Here is a 19,249-nt window from a genome sequence, read left to right as displayed (position 1 = left end):
AACCTGAAGAAAAACTGTAGAAGCGTAGGAGTCAATTTCGTATTTTACGTAGGGGAATGAAAGGCAGGGATAGTTGTGGAGGTCATGGATCATTATATTCAGCTTCGCATGGCCTTTTCGAATGTAGACGAAGAGGAAGAAATACATACAACAATTGGTGAGTTGGCTAATCATTTATGTTGTACGATGCGCAATATGAATCTGATTATGAACAAATTTATGGATCATGACTGGATCAGATGGAGCCCGCAGCGCGGCAGAGGGAAGACATCAGTGCTCGTTTTTTGCCATCCTCTGTTACAGGCTGTTCAGGAACGATTCGACCGCCTGTTGCAAAGCAACAGGTTGGAAGAGGCCTATGCGCTGGCTTCGGCAATGCCGTTCTCGATGCGAGAAATATTGATGCAAGGGTTGCAAGGCCAGTTCGGTCTGCGTTCCGATCACGGCACTCAGGGAAGAGTTGATACACTGCGAATTCCTCAGGAGACGGCTTTTGAGACATTGGACCCGACCCGGGCTTACATGTGGGGAGAAGTTGGAATTGTTGCGCAGGTATTTGATCGCTTGGTGCAGTACAACGCTGAACGCCAAGTCTGTGAACCGAGTCTTGCCGTTGCATGGGAGAGCAACCCTGAGGGAACAGAGTGGACCTTTTATTTGCACAAAGGCATACTCTTTCACCATGGAAGGATGCTTGATGCAGAGGACGTAAGATATACATTTGAACGAATTATTTCCGATCAGGTGAACCCTTGCAAGTCACTGTTTGGTTCCATTCATCACATAGAAACGTTCGACGAGCTAACGGTGCGTTTTGTATTGCGGTTTCCCAACTTTATGTTCCCGGATCTGATGAGCAGTATGAATGCATCCATCTTGCCCCGTGATGTGGAGTTTGACCCGATGTATCCGATTGGTACCGGGCCGTACCGATTGACACGTAATCATCCCAAGCTGCTTGTGCTGGAGGTGTTCCCTTCCTATTTCAGGGGGCGGGCGTTTATTGATCGGGTTGAAATATGGCAGCTTCCCCAGACGGGTCGAGTGGAGTCGGCGATCAAACAGGACTTGTTTCCAGACGGACAGGCTCGCTTGATTCAACATGAGGTTCAGGGCGGTGTGTTTATGACTTTTAATATGCGAAAAGAAGGCCCACAGCAGGATTTATACTTTCGTCAGGCTGTTCAGCAACTAATGGATCCACAGGAGATGATGGGGGCATTGGCACACACAGGTGTACAGGCTGCATATAGCTTGGTTCGGGACAAGTCCAAGGAAAAGCAGATGCTTGAACGGATTGGATCGAAAACAACAGCCCTCTCAGCTGACTCTTCTCTCGTAAGAGCTTCAGAGTTGTTACAACGCAGCTGTTACGCAGGCCAGATCGTGAATGTGTGGGTAGAGGAAGGCGAGAAAATGGAGACGGACATGGCCTGGTTCGCACAGCGTTGTGCGCTTATTGGACTGAAAGTGAGTGTTACGCCATGTAATCCGGTAGATGCCGTATACCATGATGAATTCGCCTCTTATGATGTGATTTATACGGGTGAAGTGTTCGATGAGCATGTGACGCTGAGTCTACTAACGATGTATACGTTCCATAATACGCTGTTCCTCATGGCACTGGATGACGAGCGAAAAAGCGAGCTGGAACGTGAATGCAGACACGTCGTTATGATTCAGGATAGTGCTGAGCGATTTCGTACGCTTATGAGTTTGGAGGAGCGACTCATTCAAGAGGCGCTGCTCCTGCCTACATACAGCTTTAGGGAAGAACATGCACACCACGTTTCGCTTCAGGATTATCGTGTCGTAGCATACGGTATGCCTGATCTGCGTCGATTGTGGGTGAAGAGAAGTCCAAATACAGAAGAAGATACTGCGAGTTATCCGGCGTATATCCCACTGTGGTAAAAAGTGTAGTTACTACAATGGGATAGGCCGGTGGAGGATGTTTTTATACTGAAGGTGTCTTTATAAATTCAATTGGACTCGTGCCAGGTTCCAGCAGCAGCGGAATGGAGAGAGAGCTTATGGTGTCCTCTTCATCCGTCTTAAACGTAAAAGTGATTTTCAAGCCAAACAGGACAAGCTCTACGGAAAACGTATCTTTTCCAGTGTATTCCATAGGCATTTCAATAGCATTCAATGTGGCCTGTAACCCATCATTCGACTGTTGAATAACGATTTCGCCGTAACCTGGATGGGTATAACTTCCCGCATACGCATGGATAGGACGATCATGGGGATGAACCTGAGTATCCACTGGTTTTTCCTCAACAGAGGTTTCTGGAGTAGTTGGTGTTTCTATGGTGTTTGTTGCTGCTTCGGAATCGGTTGATTCTCCAGTCATTAATTTGGCTAATCTCTCGCTCCAATCTACAGGTTCCAATTCAAGCAAACGATCAATAACGTTAAAAGAAATCGTGTAGGGAAGAATACTCCCATGGGTATTGCAAAGGACTACAACACCGATCTGTTCCTCCGGTAAAAAGGCGACCTGAGAAGCGAATCCATCAATTGCCCCACCGTGATGAATCATGGCGTGTCCGCGATAAGAATCAATCATCCAGCCCAGACCATACGTGCTAACAGGCAACTCTTTGCAGTAGAATGGTGAATCACTAGCCATTTGCGGGCTGTGTGTAATAGCCAACTGTTCTTTGGAAATCAGCTGTTTCCCACCCTGTTGCCCTTGATTCAATTGAAATTGCACCCAGGCGATCATATCGACCAGATTGCTGTTAATGGAGCCAGCAGGCCCTACGGCATCTATTTTCCGAAAAGGTATCCGCGTATTCTCACCGTTTTGATCCATATAAGGGAAGGCGAAGTCAGATTGATTCTGCATCTCATCGACAGAGAAGACACTTGAATTCATACCAAGTGGGTTAAACAGGGACTCCTGGACAACATTCTCCCATGAAGTTCCTTTGAGTTGACCTACCAGATAACCAGCAGCCATATACATCAAATTCTGATATTGCCATTTGTTCCGAAAGTCTTCATTAGGCTCCAGATACTGAAGCGCGTTTACAAGTTCTTCTCTGCTCCTTGATGAGTTGTACCAGACCATCTCGTGCCTTGGAAGTCCGGAGCGATGACAGAGCATATCTCGGATGGTGAGTCGTTCTGTAGCTACCGGATCGAACATTTTGAAGTCTTTCAAATACGTTCTGACAGGCGTGTCCCACTTCAGAATGTCCTGATCGACGAGAAGGGCGGCGGTTGATGCTGTGAAGGCCTTGGTACTTGAACCGATCGCGAATAGGGTATGGGGTGTAACTTCAAGCTTGGACTCCAAATCGCGATAACCATATCCTTTTTGCAAAATGACTTCATCCTTGTGGATAACCGCTACAGCCACACCTACTCCTTTCCAACGTTTAAGCTGCTCTTCCACAAAATCATCCAATCCATTCAGCAATGAGTGAAGGTAGGTTGTGTTCATTATTTTCCTCCAATTTAAAATAGAGTTGTACATCAAATTAGCTACATATTAGTGTTATGTAATTACATGGGTTGGGTTGTTATCTGTATTTACTATGAATAATCTGGTTGGATTTTACATCCTACCCGAGACTGATTTTGTTACCAGATAGGGTATTACAGCATTGGATGATGCAATGCTTGTCAAACTAGTCCGCATATATCGAACAAGTCCCTCATAACATGTACTAATCAAGTAGGGGTTCTGCTGTACGCACAATCCTGAAGTGAAAACATGTGCTAAAGGGGATGATGTCATGCGCCGAATATCATGGATGCTTGCCATGGTATTGGTCTTATCGACCTTACTTGCCGCCTGCGGGAAGAAGGATGCGGCAGCCGTGGTCAAAGATCTGAACGAAGTCGTAGGAGAAATGGAAAGTTATCAGGGGGCAGGCGTTATGACGCTGCATACCGGAGATACGCCGCAGCAGTATAAGGTCGAGGTATGGCATCAAAAGCCTTCGTATTATCGTATCGCATTAACGAATGCCAAAAAGGATGTAACACAAATTGTACTGCGCAATGATGAGGGCGTATTTGTCCTGACACCGAGTCAGAACAAAAGCTTCCGTTTCCAGAGTAACTGGCCGGATAACCAAGGCCAGGTTTACCTCTACGAGACGCTGATCCGCAGCATAACAGGTGATTCGACCCGCCAGTTTGCCGATGAGAAGGAAAGCTATGTATTCGATGTAGCTGCCAACTACAATACACATGCATTGGTCAGACAGAAAATATGGTTAAACAAAAGTGATTACGCTCCAAAACAGGTAGAAGTATCCGACTCGAATGCCAATGTGGTGGTCGATGTGAAGTTTGATAGCTTCAAATTTGGTACTGAATTTGAGAAAGACGCGTTTGACATGCAGCGCAATATGACTGCTGCTTCAGAAAATGGTGGCAAGGCTGGTACTGACTCAGGCGCGGCTCCTGCTGGGGATGGTAAAGAGACTACCAATCCTCAAGCTGCAACAGAGGAAGGTTCTGCATCGAATCCGAGCGGAACCGTTAGTGACGGACAGACGGGTGTGAGTGATAACGCCGAGCAGCAAGGTTCAGAAGATCCGGCCAGCGGGCAAGGAACCGAAGAACCTACATCGGCCGAGCCGGAAGGTTCGGATAGCTTCGGAGTTATTCAGCCGACATATGCTCCGGAAGGGGTTAAGCTGAAAGACGATCAGATCGTGGAAGGATCAGGAGACTATTCGGTTATGCTTCGCTACGAAGGAACATATAATTACACGATCTTTGAGGCGCGGCCTCAGGACAGAGCTGTATCGCTTGCACCGTCCAGTGTAGTTGACCTTGGATTCACACTTGGTATGCTGAGCGGAGATGCGTTGCAGACTCTTACTTGGATGACTGACGGGGTGGAATACCGAATTACCAGTGCTGACTTGCCTGTTAATGAGATGATGCAGATTGCAACCTCAATGCAGGAAGAGTCAGGGAAATGATTTGCAAAGTATAGTCGTCCTAACATAAGGAATGCTAAGAAGCATCGGAGATATTCTCCGGTGCTTTGCTGCATATAGAGGTCATCTTTCCTGTTTTATAGCCGTGATTCACAGGATTTGATTTCGGTTGAGCCTGTGTGTATCAACAGCCCATGACCCTGCGTAAGATAAGCAAGGATTAGGTCCGGTGCACTCAATAATGCAAAACACGCTTCTACGCGGGAGGAACCGGGTAAATAATACGATATAAGCAGATAAGTTACGTTATGGAGAGATGAATATCTCATTCATGGTCTGGCTTATGGGTCTTATTCCGATTTTGCTCCCGACTTCAGATAGTGCTCCTGTATGTGTTTTGGACTGCAGATCTTCCGTTCATTTGACAGTCACATGCTTGAGCATTACGATGGAGTCTGACGTGAGCCGGATTAAGATGATTAGAGAAGGTGACTTAACGTGCAAGAACAATATCGGCCGACCCAAGCGGAAATCAATTTGGATCATTTGTGCAACAACGTGGACGCTTTCCGTGAAACATTGCCGCAAGGCAAGAAACTGCTCGCTTGTGTGAAGGCAAACGCCTATGGACATGGAGCAGTGGAGATGGCCAGAGAACTGGAACGAGTTGGCGTGGATTACTTAAGTGTAGCTTTTCTTGACGAAGCGCTTGAATTGCGACAACACGGGATTACCCTTCCGATTCTGGTATTGGGCTACACGCCGCCAGAAGGCATCGCTGAAGCCTGGAAACATGATGTAACCATTACGCTGTTCAGTAAGGAAGTACTCGAAGCCATTCGACATCTGGAGACGGGCACATCCTCTCGTAAGCTCAAGGTTCACATCAAAATCGACAGCGGCATGGGCAGACTTGGGCTGTTGCCTGGCGATGAGGCGCTTGCATTCATTCAGGAAGTAGCCCATCTGAAGCAGGTTATGCTAGAAGGCATGTTTACCCATTTTGCCAAGGCGGATGAAAAAGACAAGACCTATACACTGGAGCAGTATCGACGGTTCCAAGGCGTGGTTGATGCGCTGCGGGATCAGGGATGTGTCATCCCGATTATACATACGGCGAACAGCGCCGCTACCATTGATACGCCGGAGTTGTCCTACAATATGGTACGTGTGGGCATTAGTCTGTACGGATTGTATCCTTCGGGAGAGGTGAATCATCAGGTAGTGAAGCTGTCCCCGGTATTGACACTGAAGACGAAGGCGGTTCTGGTCAAAACGCTGCCACCTCACTGGGGTGTCAGCTACGGAACCCGTTATGTAACACAAGGGAACGAACGAATAGCGACCCTGCCTATCGGCTATGCAGACGGATTTTCAAGAATGCTGTCAGGTAAAGCACAAGTACTTGTGCGCGGCCGCCGCGTTCCCGTCGTCGGTACGATCTGCATGGATCAGTGTATGGTGTCGCTACAATCTTTTGCAGCAGAAGCAGAAGAAATTCAAGCCGGCGAAGAGGTTGTTCTCATCGGTCACCAATCGGGTGCAGTCATAACTGCAGACGAGGTGGCATCTCAACTCGGTACGATTCCCTACGAAGTGGTCTGCATGATGGCGCACCGAATCCCGCGGGTTTATACCCGTAATGGAGCAGTAGTCGCCAGAATCAACCCTCTTTTGACATCCTGATAGCTCGACTGGACGCTATTTCCAATAAACTTTTTTTCAGAACAGAAGGAAAACTGTCGGAGCATCTCGAATTATGAATGATGACTGGGATGAAAAATCCTGAAAAGAGATGTTTGGTCTGTACGAATATTGTTCCCCGTGTTTATAATGGAGTACAGCATACTTGATATACTCGGGGCATATATATTCCTTTGTATAAAAGTTCTGGAAAAACGTAATACTGGTTCACAATGGCGAAAGGTTTGTGGGGGTGGAAGAAAGGTGGCCAACTTGCAGAACACCAAGCGGATCATGATCAGTTTGCCTGATTATCTTTTGCAAGAAGTGGATGGCATCGTAGCGCTGGAGAATTCCAACCGCAGCGAATTGATTAGGCAGGCCATGAAGCTGTATTTGACGGAGCGTAAGAAACGTTACATCCGTGAATCGATGCAGCGAGGGTACATGGAGATGGCGAAGATTAACCTCACCATGGCATCCGAGGCCTTTCACGCGGAGGAAGATGCGGACAGCACTCTGGACCGCTTAGTTAGCGGGGTGTAGACATTGATCGTAAAACGCGGTGACGTTTTTTTTGCGGATCTTTCTCCCGTTGTCGGTTCCGAGCAAGGTGGAGTCAGGCCGGTTCTGGTCATCCAGAATGACATCGGCAACCGATTTAGTCCTACTTGTATTGTGGCGGCGATCACCGCCCAGATCCAAAAGGCAAAGCTGCCGACGCATGTGGAGATTGATGCGGCGGCACACGGCTTTGACCGGGACTCGGTTATTTTGCTCGAACAAATACGGACGATTGATAAGCAGAGGCTGACCGACAAGATTACCCATCTGGACGAGGAGACCATGAAACTGGTTAACGAAGCCTTACAGATCAGCCTAGGTTTAATCGATTTTTAAGGCAGCAGGCAGTTGTTTCTTTGTTCTGCCGTGCCATCCGTAGACAATGGATGTTCCTTACAGGAACACACAATTTCAGACAGCAATCAGAAGAGCGTACAACAGCCTAACGGCCGGGGTACGCTCTTTTGATTAAAGCTTCATGAAAGCGTAGAACATTTTGAAGCTTTTCGTTATAATGATACCTGAGAAACCGTTTACGTAATCGACATATATAGAGGTGGAGGAGACATATGAGCATTTATATTGATCAGGAGAAGCTTCAATTTCATCTACAGACTCAAAAGGCAAGCTATGTATTTCAGGTCCTGCCTTCGGGATATTTGGTACATTTATATTATGGCAAAAAACTGCGTGATACCGATCTGAGCTGGCTTCATGTGCGTACAGAGCGTGCTTCGTTCAGCCCGAATCCGGTGCCGGAAGATCGGACGATCTCTTTCGACACGTTGGCAGTAGAACTGCCGGTGTATGGTACAAGTGATTTCCGTAATCCGGCAATCCAATTGGAGCTTGAGAATGGTTCAACCGTTTCGGAGTTCACGTATACAGGCCATCGACTGATCAAAGGAAAGGCAGCGCTTACTGGACTACCTGCGACTTATGTTGAATCTGACGATGAAGCTGAGACACTCATCGTTGAACTGGAAGATCGTGTTGCAGGGATCAAGATTGAACTTAGCTACACTGCCTTTACGGCATTTAATGCGATTACGCGTTCCATGCGCATCATTAATGAGAGCGCTACCTCGGTGAATATTGCCCGTGCGCTCAGTTCTTCCGTTGATTTCCCGCATGCTGATTACGAATTGCTGCAACTGTCAGGAGCATGGACGCGTGAACGGGACATCGTTCGCAGACCGCTTGCTTCCGGCTTGCAAGGCATCGAGAGCCGTCGCGGCTCAAGCAGTCACCAGCAGAACCCGTTCATTGCACTGATGACACCAGGTACAGACGAAGATCAGGGTGAAGTCTACGGGTTCAGTCTTGTGTATAGCGGCAGCTTCACTGCACAAGCAGAAGTGGACCAGTTCCATACCACTCGTGTAACACTGGGAATCAATCCGTTTGAGTTCAGCTGGAAGCTGGATTCGCAGGAGTCATTCCAGACACCTGAAACGGTTATGGTCTATTCGGACACAGGCCTCGATGGTATGTCCCAGTCGTATCATGAATTGTATCGGGAGCGACTGGCACGCGGACAATTCCGCAATGCAGAGCGCCCGGTTCTGGTTAACAACTGGGAAGCGACCTATTTCGGCTTCAACGCAGATAAGATTGAGCAGATCGCCCAAGCAGGGAAGAAGCTTGGTATTGAACTGTTCGTACTGGATGATGGATGGTTCGGACATCGGGACAGCGATAACTCCTCACTCGGTGACTGGATTGTGGACAAGAATAAACTGCCACAAGGCCTGGATGATTTGGCCAACCGGGTAACCAGTCTGGACATGCAGTTCGGATTATGGTTTGAGCCTGAGATGATTTCGCCAGACAGCGAATTGTACCGTGCTCATCCGGACTGGTGTCTGCATGTGCCGGATCGCCGTCGGACGGAAGGGCGCCAACAATTGGTACTCGATTTCTCCCGTCAGGATGTGCGTGATGAGATTGTACGCATGCTAAGCGATGTGCTTGGATCCGCGCCGATCACTTATGTGAAATGGGACATGAACCGGAATATGACGGAAATAGGTTCTGCATTGCTGCCAGCAGACAGACAGCGCGAGACAGCACATCGTTATATGCTTGGATTGTACGAAGTCATGGAACGGATTACTTCGTCGTTCCCGAATATCCTGTTCGAGAGCTGTTCAGGTGGTGGCGGCCGTTTTGATCCAGGTATGCTGTACTACATGCCGCAAACGTGGACCAGCGATAACACGGACGCGATATCCCGTTTGCGTATTCAGTATGGTACAAGCCTGGTATATCCGGTAAGTTCAATGGGGTCACATATCTCAGCTGTACCTAATCATCAGGTCAACCGAATTACTTCTCTAGAGATTCGTGGACATGTCGCGATGTCTGGTAACTTTGGATACGAGCTGGATTTGACTCGTTTCTCAGAGGAAGAGAATGCCATTGTAAAGGCGCAGGTTGAGCTGTACAAAGAAATTCGGGGAACCATTCAATACGGAACGTTCCGTCGCTTGCTAAGTCCGTTTGAGGGAAATGAAACGGCCTGGATGTTTATTGCACCAGATGGCAGCGAAGCCGTTGTATTCTACTTCCGTGTGCTATCTGAACCGAATGCACCGCTCCAACGTCTGAAGCTGAAGGGCCTCGACCCTGACGCGGATTACCGCCTGAAAGGTGGTTCCGAGACGTTTACCGGGGATGCACTGATGTATGGTGGGATCTCCGTAGGCCGTGCATCGGGAGACTATCTGAGTGAAATGTTCCGCTTCGAACGGGTATAATAAACTGGCGTGATGGCAGTGTTTGTCAGGAGAGACCGGAAGACGTCGGGGAGACGTTTTTCGGTTTTTTCTAATGGCTGAGACGAAGGTTTGATACGTAATCTCAATTGTAAGAACTTGTAACCTGGACGAATGCTGGAAATCTGAACGGGATTTTGTGATAATATAGGGGAGAGGAATCTGCTTGAATGCAGGTTCGATACTGTGATTACAGCAGCAAAGCTGCCCTGAACAAGCTTCAACTGAACGATTCAGGAAGGAAAGAGGGATTTATTTGTCTGAACAGGAAACGGTTCTGGAACCCAATGAAGAAACAATAAAGGCAGAACGCCATGAACGAATCATCAAACAGGTAGCCAAGGAACTGTCACTGTCCTTGAAGCAGGTCCGCACCACGTCGGAGCTTCTGGACGAAGGCAATACGATTCCATTTATCGCCCGCTACCGTAAAGAAATGACTGGAGAGCTGGATGAGAACCAGCTGCGGCTCATTGAAGAGCGCATCGTTTACTTGCGCAATCTGGAAGACCGCAAAGTGGAAGTCATCCGTATTATAGAGGAACAAGGCAAGCTGACCGGAGAACTGAAACAGTCTATCACTCAGGCAGTTAAGCTGCAGGAAGTAGAGGACTTGTACCGTCCGTTTCGTCAGAAGCGGAAAACCCGTGCCAGTGTAGCGAAGGAAAAAGGTCTTGAACCACTCGCTGTCTGGATCTGGGGTCAACCGAAGCAAGGCAATGTCCTGGAGGAAGCTGCGCGTTATATCAATGCTGAACTTGGGGTAGAAGATGCAGAGGTCGCACTTCAGGGAGCCAAAGATATTCTGGCTGAGAATATTGCAGATGATGCTGCTATTCGTGCATGGATTCGTCGTTATACGCTCGATCATGGCATGCTGACTTCGGAAGCGAAGGATGCTGAGCAGGAGTCTGTATATGAGAACTACTATGATTATCGTGAATTAGCCAAAAAAATGCCTCCTCACCGTATTCTCGCAATTAACCGCGGTGAACGTGAAAACATTTTGAAGGTAGGTCTGGACGTGCAGCCTGAACCAGCTCACCGCCACATGGAAGGACAAATCATTAAGGGTGCGTCTGCGGTACAGGACGTTTTGCGTGATGTGATTGAAGATGCTTATAAACGTTTGATTGCCCCTTCGATTGAGCGTGAGGTTCGTGCAGAGCTGACGGAAAAAGGCGAAAACCAAGCAATATCCGTATTCTCGGCTAATCTTCGTAATCTGCTGCTTCAGCCGCCGATTCATGGCAAACGTGTGCTTGGTGTCGATCCTGCCTACCGTACGGGTTGTAAACTGGCTGTCGTTGATGATACGGGCAAGCTGCTGGAAGTGGCTGTTACGTACCCAACGCCACCGCACAACAAGAAGCGTGAAGCTGCCGAGGTTTTCCATCGGATGATCAAGCAATATGATATCGGGTTGATTGTCATCGGTAATGGTACCGGATCCCGTGAAACAGAACAGTTTGTTGCCGAGATTATTCAGGAGAACGGGGACGAAAGTCTCGTGTATCTGATCGTCAATGAAGCTGGAGCGAGTGTATATTCTGCATCCAAGCTGGCCCAGGAAGAATTTCCGGATCTTGACGTTGCTGAACGGAGTGCTGCTTCGATTGCCCGCCGGGTGCAAGACCCGCTGGCTGAGCTGGTTAAGATTGATCCAAAAGCCATTGGTGTAGGCCAATACCAACATGACGTATCTCAAAAAATATTGGAAGAAAGCTTGAAGGCTGTTGTGGAATCCGCAGTTAACCATGTGGGCGTGGATGTGAATACGGCTTCGCCTTCACTGCTGTCCTATGTTGCAGGTGTGAATGCCACCATTGCCAAAAATATTGTGAAGTACCGTGAAGAGAACGGCCGGTTCACGAATCGTCGCCAGTTGCAAAAAGTGCCGCGTCTGGGTGCTAAAACCTATGAGCAATGCGTAGGCTTTATGCGGATTGGTGAAGGCGAGAACCCGCTGGATCGCACACCGATTCACCCTGAATCGTATAAGGTCGTAGACCAGCTCTTTAAGGAACTTCAGGTTGCGCTGGACAAGCTTGGCAGCAAGGAACTGTCTGTTCTCCTGTCTGAGCAACAACCGGAACAGCTGGCTGTGAAACTGGATGTGGGTGTGCCTACACTGCGTGATATTCTGGACAGCTTGCAGCGTCCGGGCCGTGACCCGCGTGAGGAAATGCCGCTACCGATCTTCCGCACAGATGTGCTCAAAATTGAGGATTTGGTGGAAGGCATGGAGCTGCAAGGTACGGTTCGTAACGTAATCGACTTTGGTGCCTTTGTTGATATCGGCATCAAGAGTGACGGACTTGTCCACATCTCACAGCTGAGTAACGGTTATGTCAAACATCCGATGGATGTTGTATCTGTCGGAGATAATGTAACGGTTTGGGTGATGAACGTGGATACCAAAAAAGGCCGTGTCGGCCTCACGATGAAGAAACCTGCTTCTTCTAAGCAGTCTTCCTAATCCAGGCACAATGATCGGAGAACAGCCTTCCCTGTAATGGGAAGGCTGTTTGTTGTCAGTTATAATAGTACTGTTGCCCGTACTGTATTCTTCGAAGGGATTTTATGAAAGAAGTGAGAGCTTGAAGTGGACGGAGAGAGTGGCGTCGGATTCTTAGAGTTCGCTGTCCGCGCTGCGCGGGGTGCCACTTGTCGGTTTGTTTCGGTAAAAGAACCAGCATTCGTTCAGCAGCTTGATCTGTCTGCTGTCCTTTTTGTGAAATGCACGCATCAGTTGATTGCAAAGCCATTGAGGCAAGGGTATCTCCTCCTCTTGCATAATTCATCTGTACGTTAGCATATGTGGCAATAGCCTGGACTGTGCGAATTAACCCGTGATGAACTCGGAAAATTCAATATGTATAAGGATATGGGTTAAAGGACAGAGCCCATGATTGTAGGGGTGAAAAAATGAAAAAAGCGCAACCCCCGCTTTTAGGAGATGCGCTTTTGGTTCCATCCTGCATTAATAATAAGTCCATAAGTAAATCAGAGTGATTCCATCTCTTCTTCATACCATTGCTCTAATTGAGCCTGAAGGGCACGGATCTCAGTGAGCAGGGAAATCAAAGGATATTCGCTCTCTCTTAGTTCTGCAAAGCTTTGTTCAAGCGCATTGATATAATCAAGGCCTCCGATGATGGAGAGTTGCTCGTCCAGAAGATCAAGATTGTCACATTCGGCGATTGCCCAAGGTAGAACAGGTACATCTGCTGCGGTAAGTTTGTCAATTTCTTTGTGCAGGCGCAGGTTGAGCGCACTGAGTTGATAAGCGTAATCGGCAGGCATTTCCACAAACTGCAATTGCTGTTCCTGCTGCAGGATGACGTAGCGCATTGTAGGCATAACGAGTAATAATCTCCCCTCATACATTCTACTTGACAGTGTAGCCTACGAAACGGTTAAAATTCAAGTATTATGGCGGAAAAACAAATGGCTCAAGGAGTGCGAAAGGAGGACAAACCGATGGAAAACGAGGAATTGCAGCAATGGATTGAGCAGGTGTCACTGGATCATTTCGGGGTTCCTTTCACTCATGAGGCGCTGTTTAATCGTCGCTTGACCACTACAGGTGGACGCTATATGCTCAAGAGTCACCGGATAGAGATTAATCCTCATCAGCTCGAAGCTTATGGGCGGGAAGAGGTTGAGAAAATTATCAAGCATGAACTGTGTCACTATCATCTGCACATTCGTGGACGCGGCTACCAACACCGTGATCCTGAATTCAAGGCCTTATTGCAGAAGGTGGGCGGTTCGCGGTTCTGTCAGTCCCTTCCGGATGGAAAGGGCAGAAAGCCATTACCGTATCGCTATAAGCTGGTGTGTAAGAGCTGCGGCACGGAATATTTGCGTAAGCGCAAAGTTGATCCGAAGAGGTATCGCTGTGGTCGATGTGCGGGTAAGTTGGGGATTCATACCATCTGAGGTTAACGTTTATTGGAAACAACACTTCTTAGCACAAGACCCACAAGACTATATGTAATACGCTTCCTGGCGAGCATTTATGGGAGTATCTGAAGCTTATAAAGAAAGTCACCGGAGGCATGTTGACTTGGAATATTAATCATGATAAATTTAGGTTATTCAAGATTATTATTCCCTGATAGCTCAGTTGGTAGAGCACTCGACTGTTAATCGAGTTGTCACAGGTTCGAGCCCTGTTCGGGGAGCCATTCTTGGAGAGATACCCAAGTGGCTATAAGGGGACCCTCTGCTAAGGGGTTAGACTGCGTAAGCGGTGCGAGGGTTCGAATCCCTCTCTCTCCGTTTTGATTTACTTCTCTGTATAAGGGATGAGAACCCTAAAGGTTCATCGAAGCATACGCTTCGTAAGCAATACATCGCAGTCTCGAATGAAGTGAGAGTATGCCTCTCTCTCCGTTCTGAATAAACCAAACAAAATCCCCCTCCTCAGTAACCTTTAACGGATACTGAGGAGGGGGATTTTTGATGTATCGTCATTTTGACAATGTACAAGAAAGAATGCCTGGTTGCCACGCTATAATGAAATACCCAATACCTCGTACAAACCCTTCTTGCCAGCTTCCGTGACTTCCACCGAACGGCTGCCTGCCTTCTGGCGGGTCCAGTCCAGCTCAGACAAACGGCGTCCCAGTTCGTCTCCCAGTACACCGGAAATATGATGACGACGCTCACTCCAGTCCAGACATTTGCGAGCCACAGCGCGGCGTGATCCTGCTTTTCCTTCAAGCATAATGCCAAAAGAAGTGAACCATTCAATCCCTTTCTCTGTAATGTGGTAATCCTTGCCCTGCTCATCCTCAGGTTCTTCGAGATAACCTTCCCGCAATAAAGCTTCACACAGCGCTATCCCTAATTTTCCAGCCAGATGCCCATAACAGGTTCGAGCAAAGCTTAGATGTTGAAGCTGGTTAGACTGTTTGAGAGATCTCACTTGTACTGGTGCGGCGATACTACCCATCGTCTCAATCAGAAAAGCAACCTCTTTTCCTGCGAGACGATAGTATCGATGTCGTCCTTGCTGTTCAACGACGAGCAGCCCGCCTTCGACCAGCTTGGCGAGATGACTGCTTGCTGTTTGAGGAGTAACACCCGCCATGTATGCAAGTTCGCCGGCAGGAAGTGCACGACCATCCAACAAAGCTTCCAAAAAAATAGCACGACTGGGATCAGCAATTAACGATGCAATTACAGAAATATTCGGATATGTATTCATACTTCGATGATACCTTAACTATTGGTGTATTACAATTAATCATGCATGAATTAGAACCCAAGAGATGGAAGGGACGGGTTGAAGAATGGAGGAAGAAGCATTGTATACCAATGATAGAACGCAAAAAGAGTTTGAACCGGTGAAGCATCGGGACTTGAACAGAGAGCTGATACAGCACGAGGTGATAAATCCAAGTATTTTGTACTATGGCACACCTGTATTGCTGCTGAGTACGTTAAATGAAGATGGAACGACAAACCTGTCGCCGCTTTCATCATCCTGGGCACTTGGTGACTGCCTGGTACTTGGAGTTGGTACTCAGGGCAAAGCCTTTGAGAACCTGAGCCGCCATCCCGAATGTGTGATTAATCTGCCGGATGCATCCTTGTGGGAGCAGGTTGAGGGACTCGGGCGTTATACCGGAATATATCCCGTTCCAGAGGAGAAAAGGATGATGGGATTTGAGTTTTGCGATGATAAATTTGCCGTCTCTGGACTGACACCCCAAGGTTCAATTCAAGTTGAGCCGGATAAAATAGCGGAGTGTCCGCTCCAGATTGAAGCCGCGGTAAAACAGATTCGTATCCCCGAACATACACCTTTCATGGCGATTGTGGAAGTAAAGGCGTTGAAGGTACATGTACATACCCGCCTGATCTCAGGTTTGAACAAGATTAACCCGGAGAAGTGGAATCCTTTAATTTATAATTTCCGACATTATTATGGACTTGGAGAAAGGCATGGGGAGAGTTTTCGGGCAGAGAAGTGAAGTAAATGGCCTGTATAGCATAGAAACGAATAAGTAATCCAGAATATATGGAGTGGTGCCGGTTGGGGCGCCGCTTCTTTCTATCTATATTGAGGCTCCATTGAGATTTCATGTGGGCAATCAAATAATTCGGTTATTTTATTAGGCAGGGATTGGGTAAATAGTAAAGAAAGATACATGTAAGCATATACATAAGAGAGGTGATGAACATGGAAATGGAATACTTAATGCGTGTACTCATAGCTGGCATATGCGGCGTGTTGATCGGATATGAGCGCAAGAACCGAATGAAGGAAGCGGGGATACGTACACACTTTGTTGTTGCGGTGGGTGCAGCATTGATGATGATTGTTTCCAAGTATGGCTTTCAGGATCAGGCAGACTGGGCGAATCTCTCGCTTGACCCATCCAGGATTGCCGCACAGGTGGTCAGTGGGGTTGGCTTCATTGGAGCCGGAATGATCTTTACACAACGCCACACGGTCCGGGGATTGACGACAGCGGCGGGAATCTGGGCGACTGCAGGAATGGGACTGGCTGTGGGTTCGGGATTGTATTGGACTGGGGCTGGGGTAACGCTGCTTATTGTAGTGGCACAGATGCTGCTGCATCGGCCGACACGCTGGTTGGTGTCCGCGAGAACAGAGACGCTGACCATTCGACTGCTAAAGGAAGGGGATACCCTCAAAACCGTTTTGGCTCTGCTGGGACAGGAGAAAATCTCGGTGGTCGGATTCAAAACGGAACAGCAAATAAGCACAGACTCCGGAGAGGAGACTGTACTTGAATTCACTCTGCAACTGCCTGGATCATATCGGGCCGAGCAATTAATTGTTTTATTGCAGGATGTGCCTCACGTTCGATCCGTTGATATGAGGTGAGCCTTGGCTATTGTTAGGTCGCTATGCCGAATCATCATGACAATCAGTTACTGACCGCCTTCAACGACGGTCTCCGGCCGGGAAACGGGCTTTCCTTCAAGAACACACTGAATGGCATGTGCGACACCATGCTCCACATTGGTCAAAGAGATAGCCTTGGCAAGCGCCTTAATCTCCGGTTCAGCATTGCCCATGGCAATACCGAGTCCTGCCATTTTCAGCATGGATACATCGTTGAAGTTATCACCAATGGCTGCTGTATCTTCCATGGAGATGTTCAGATGAGCAGCCAGTTTGCTTAAGGCGTTACCTTTGGATACATCAGGATGCTGCATTTCGAAGTTGTGTTCAGAGGATACCACCATGGCTACATCGGACCGAGAAGCAAAGTATTCGCGTCCCTGCTGCAATTGAGCCGGATCCAATGAAAAGGCCATAATATTGTAAATGTAAGCTTCGGAAGGGATTGCCTGATGGGAGTTTACGCGGTGATAGTCTTTCTTGTCATAGTGCTTCTTAACAGCTCGAATAAGGCGTTCAATATCCTCCCCGGGACTCGAACCCAGGATGCGATCCATTTCAGCGAGCATCGCCTCATGGCTGCTTATAGGGGCATATATACCCTGTTGTGTGGAGGCCTCGTAGTAGCAATGATGATCTTCCAGCCACTGCATGACGGATGCGGCCGTTTCACGCTCGAGTGGAAGATGGAATAGGCGTTCGCCGTTGGCATCATGGATGGTAGCTCCGTTGGAGCCGATAACTGGCGTGTTAATTCCACCCTCGCTGCTTATACTTAATACGTCGGAATAGACCCGTCCTGTAGCGATCGTAATCTTTAATCCTTCTTGTTGCGCCTTATGGATTGCAGCTGCGTTTTCCGGGCTGATCTGACTGTCTCTGTTCAACAGGGTTCCATCTAAATCGGTAGCAAATAATTTCATATGTTACAACTCCTTTTCAATTGTAGGTTCAGGAATGAGAATCTCGACTTGTTGTTCGGCTAGAAAAGTCCGCCAATCTTGGGAAGGCCATTGATCTGTGATTAACATGTCAACGAGTGACCAGTCTGCAAAACGATAACCATAACGCTTATCAAACTTGGAATGGTCAGCGAGTACAATAACCTGTTTTGCAGCCTGCATCATTTTGTGCTTGATCTTTCCTTCTTCTTCGGAGGCACTGAAGCCGTCCATCGTAATTCCGCCAATGCCGATAAAGGCTTTGTCTACATAGTAATGGGAAAGAGTTTCTATCACTGAAGTACCGTAGACATAACGTTGCTCCTTATCGACTTTTCCGCCCAGCAAACGAATCTCGACAGCGGTATGATTGGAGAGAAGATCAGCTGAATAAATGGAATTGGTGATGACAGTACAGAACTTGCCATTTAGATTTTCGGCACAAGTCTGCACTGTAGTGGAAGAATCCAGAATAATGTGTTCACCTTGGCGGACGATAGCAGCCGCTAGCTTGCCAATAGCTCTTTTTTCGTCGGAAATGTGGAGCAAACGATCTTTATAAGATCGGCGCTCATCTGGTGGAACGGGGAGAATTGCACCGCCGCGCGTTCGGATAATGGCATCCTGTTCTTCGAGTTTGATCAGATCCCTTCGTGCTGTGTCCCGGGAAACGTCAAAGAGGGATACAATATCATCAGCCGAGATGCGATTGTGTTTACGCAAATGTTCAATAATCAGCTGCATTCGTTCTTCCTGAAACAAACGTGCCGCCTCCTTATACGTAGCTGACCGTGTATATTACTGATAGGTTAATTATAAGTACTAATAATGATATTTGCAATATTATAAGTGAATGTAAGTGTATTTAAGTTTTTTGATACTAATTTTACAAATTGCGATGATTACGGTGATAAATTTGTGAAAGACATTTCAGGCGTGAACATGCTCTTGACCCCATGGAAAAGGGTGAAAAGGAGTGCATAAAAAAAGTTTGAAAAAAAGTGTTGCACATTTAAGTTGGCCTATGATATACTCATTCTTGTCGCCAAGAAAGACAACTTGTTTACAAGGCCCGTTGGTCAAGGGGTTAAGACACCTCCCTTTCACGGAGGTAACAGGGGTTCGAATCCCCTACGGGTCATTATCTTCACCACCTCAGGGATATACAATCCTGATGAGGAATCCTCAAAAAGTCATAGCTCCTATACAAAAGAGTTACGCATGGCACATCCGGTGAAGTTACAGCAAGAGCCATTAGCTCAGTTGGTAGAGCACCTGACTTTTAATCAGGGTGTCGAAGGTTCGAGCCCTTCATGGCTCACCATTTTTACAATTGAATATGCGGTCGTGGTGGAATGGCAGACACGCTATCTTGAGGGGGTAGTGGGTGTATACCCGTGGAGGTTCGAGTCCTCTCGACCGCATCATAATTTACGATTAAGCTCTTCCTAATGGAAGGGCTTTTTATTTTTGATTTGTGAGTATGAT

16 protein-coding genes and 5 tRNA genes are annotated in these 19,249 nt (G+C 47.6%); 15 read left to right on the top strand and 6 right to left on the bottom strand.

The features are described 5' to 3' along the window. Window positions 1–84 precede the first annotated feature (84 nt). A complete protein-coding gene (locus ACR1R9_RS20460; protein WP_433922873.1) occupies window positions 85–1,914 on the top strand; it encodes an ABC transporter substrate-binding protein in 1,830 nt (609 codons plus the stop codon). A 43-nt stretch (window positions 1,915–1,957) separates the two neighbouring features. On the opposite strand, the gene ACR1R9_RS20455 is transcribed toward ACR1R9_RS20460, so the two are convergent. Beyond that, window positions 1,958–3,451 (bottom strand): serine hydrolase, encoded by a 1,494-nt coding sequence (locus ACR1R9_RS20455; RefSeq protein WP_433922874.1) that lies wholly within the window; start codon window positions 3,449–3,451, stop codon window positions 1,958–1,960. A 295-nt stretch (window positions 3,452–3,746) separates the two neighbouring features. Here ACR1R9_RS20455 and ACR1R9_RS20450 point away from each other — a divergent pair, with 295 nt between their 5' ends. The 6 genes from ACR1R9_RS20450 to ACR1R9_RS20425 all read left to right on the top strand — a co-directional run bounded on the left by ACR1R9_RS20450 (window position 3,747) and on the right by ACR1R9_RS20425 (window position 12,410). Continuing rightward, a complete protein-coding gene (locus ACR1R9_RS20450) occupies window positions 3,747–4,949 on the top strand; it encodes an outer membrane lipoprotein-sorting protein (RefSeq protein ID WP_099855898.1) in 1,203 nt (400 codons plus the stop codon). A gap of 456 nt (window positions 4,950–5,405) precedes the next feature. Then, window positions 5,406–6,593 (top strand): alanine racemase, encoded by a 1,188-nt coding sequence (alr, locus tag ACR1R9_RS20445; RefSeq protein ID WP_076291559.1) that lies wholly within the window; start codon window positions 5,406–5,408, stop codon window positions 6,591–6,593. Window positions 6,594–6,854: 261 nt separating this feature from the next. Further along, window positions 6,855–7,136, top strand: a complete 282-nt coding sequence (locus ACR1R9_RS20440; protein ID WP_024630715.1) for a CopG family ribbon-helix-helix protein — start codon at window positions 6,855–6,857, stop codon at window positions 7,134–7,136. 3 nt (window positions 7,137–7,139) lie between these two features. Then, window positions 7,140–7,490: a type II toxin-antitoxin system PemK/MazF family toxin gene (locus ACR1R9_RS20435; protein WP_024630714.1), complete on the top strand. Its 351-nt coding sequence runs from the start codon at window positions 7,140–7,142 to the stop codon at window positions 7,488–7,490. Between the two features lie 233 nt (window positions 7,491–7,723). Further along, on the top strand, window positions 7,724–9,913 hold the full coding sequence (locus tag ACR1R9_RS20430) for an alpha-galactosidase (RefSeq protein ID WP_433922875.1): 2,190 nt from the start codon (window positions 7,724–7,726) through the stop codon (window positions 9,911–9,913). A 274-nt stretch (window positions 9,914–10,187) separates the two neighbouring features. After that, entirely contained in the window at window positions 10,188–12,410 is a 2,223-nt protein-coding gene (locus ACR1R9_RS20425) for a Tex family protein (protein ID WP_076291561.1), read from the top strand. Between the two features lie 153 nt (window positions 12,411–12,563). On the opposite strand, the gene cmpA is transcribed toward ACR1R9_RS20425, so the two are convergent. Further along, window positions 12,564–12,707, bottom strand: coding sequence for a cortex morphogenetic protein CmpA (gene cmpA, locus ACR1R9_RS20420; RefSeq protein WP_090808144.1), 144 nt, complete (start codon window positions 12,705–12,707; stop codon window positions 12,564–12,566). A 230-nt stretch (window positions 12,708–12,937) separates the two neighbouring features. Further along, entirely contained in the window at window positions 12,938–13,294 is a 357-nt protein-coding gene (locus ACR1R9_RS20415; protein WP_099855906.1) for a hydrolase/acyltransferase, read from the bottom strand. Window positions 13,295–13,414: 120 nt separating this feature from the next. On the opposite strand from ACR1R9_RS20415, the gene ACR1R9_RS20410 reads away from it, so the two are divergent. From ACR1R9_RS20410 to ACR1R9_RS20400, 3 genes are all read left to right on the top strand, one after another. Further along, window positions 13,415–13,876 carry a SprT family protein gene (locus ACR1R9_RS20410; RefSeq protein ID WP_063564440.1) on the top strand — a complete coding sequence of 154 codons (462 nt, stop codon included), beginning with the start codon at window positions 13,415–13,417 and terminating at the stop codon, window positions 13,874–13,876. A gap of 172 nt (window positions 13,877–14,048) precedes the next feature. Continuing rightward, a tRNA-Asn gene (locus ACR1R9_RS20405) sits at window positions 14,049–14,124 on the top strand. Between the two features lie 5 nt (window positions 14,125–14,129). After that, window positions 14,130–14,218 (top strand) — tRNA-Ser (locus ACR1R9_RS20400). Between the two features lie 232 nt (window positions 14,219–14,450). Here the strand turns inward: ACR1R9_RS20400 and ACR1R9_RS20395 are convergent. After that, window positions 14,451–15,149, bottom strand: coding sequence for an ArsR/SmtB family transcription factor (locus ACR1R9_RS20395; protein WP_076291694.1), 699 nt, complete (start codon window positions 15,147–15,149; stop codon window positions 14,451–14,453). Window positions 15,150–15,315: 166 nt separating this feature from the next. Between ACR1R9_RS20395 and ACR1R9_RS20390 the strand changes: the two genes are divergently transcribed. Both ACR1R9_RS20390 and ACR1R9_RS20385 read left to right on the top strand, forming a co-directional pair. Then, window positions 15,316–15,918 carry a flavin reductase family protein gene (locus ACR1R9_RS20390; RefSeq protein ID WP_433923677.1) on the top strand — a complete coding sequence of 201 codons (603 nt, stop codon included), beginning with the start codon at window positions 15,316–15,318 and terminating at the stop codon, window positions 15,916–15,918. Window positions 15,919–16,127: 209 nt separating this feature from the next. Continuing rightward, window positions 16,128–16,799, top strand: coding sequence for an MgtC/SapB family protein (locus tag ACR1R9_RS20385; protein ID WP_083679110.1), 672 nt, complete (start codon window positions 16,128–16,130; stop codon window positions 16,797–16,799). A gap of 47 nt (window positions 16,800–16,846) precedes the next feature. Here the strand turns inward: ACR1R9_RS20385 and ACR1R9_RS20380 are convergent, their stop codons facing one another. Together ACR1R9_RS20380 and ACR1R9_RS20375 are read right to left on the bottom strand one after the other, a co-directional pair. Beyond that, window positions 16,847–17,743: a Cof-type HAD-IIB family hydrolase gene (locus tag ACR1R9_RS20380; protein WP_076291696.1), complete on the bottom strand. Its 897-nt coding sequence runs from the start codon at window positions 17,741–17,743 to the stop codon at window positions 16,847–16,849. A 3-nt stretch (window positions 17,744–17,746) separates the two neighbouring features. Beyond that, window positions 17,747–18,523, bottom strand: coding sequence for a DeoR/GlpR family DNA-binding transcription regulator (locus tag ACR1R9_RS20375; RefSeq protein WP_076291697.1), 777 nt, complete (start codon window positions 18,521–18,523; stop codon window positions 17,747–17,749). A gap of 307 nt (window positions 18,524–18,830) precedes the next feature. Between ACR1R9_RS20375 and ACR1R9_RS20370 the strand changes: the two genes are divergently transcribed. The 3 genes from ACR1R9_RS20370 (at window position 18,831) to ACR1R9_RS20360 (ending at window position 19,185) form a co-directional block, all read left to right on the top strand. Further along, a tRNA-Glu gene (locus ACR1R9_RS20370) sits at window positions 18,831–18,902 on the top strand. A gap of 107 nt (window positions 18,903–19,009) precedes the next feature. Then, window positions 19,010–19,085, top strand: a tRNA-Lys gene (locus ACR1R9_RS20365). Window positions 19,086–19,102: 17 nt separating this feature from the next. Further along, a tRNA-Leu gene (locus tag ACR1R9_RS20360) sits at window positions 19,103–19,185 on the top strand. Window positions 19,186–19,249: the final 64 nt, after the last annotated feature.

The organism is Paenibacillus taichungensis, from assembly GCF_050994985.1.
Lineage (GTDB): Bacteria > Bacillota > Bacilli > Paenibacillales > Paenibacillaceae > Paenibacillus > Paenibacillus taichungensis.
Note: the sequence above shows the minus strand (reverse complement) of the source record. Positions and strands in the feature narration are given on the sequence as shown.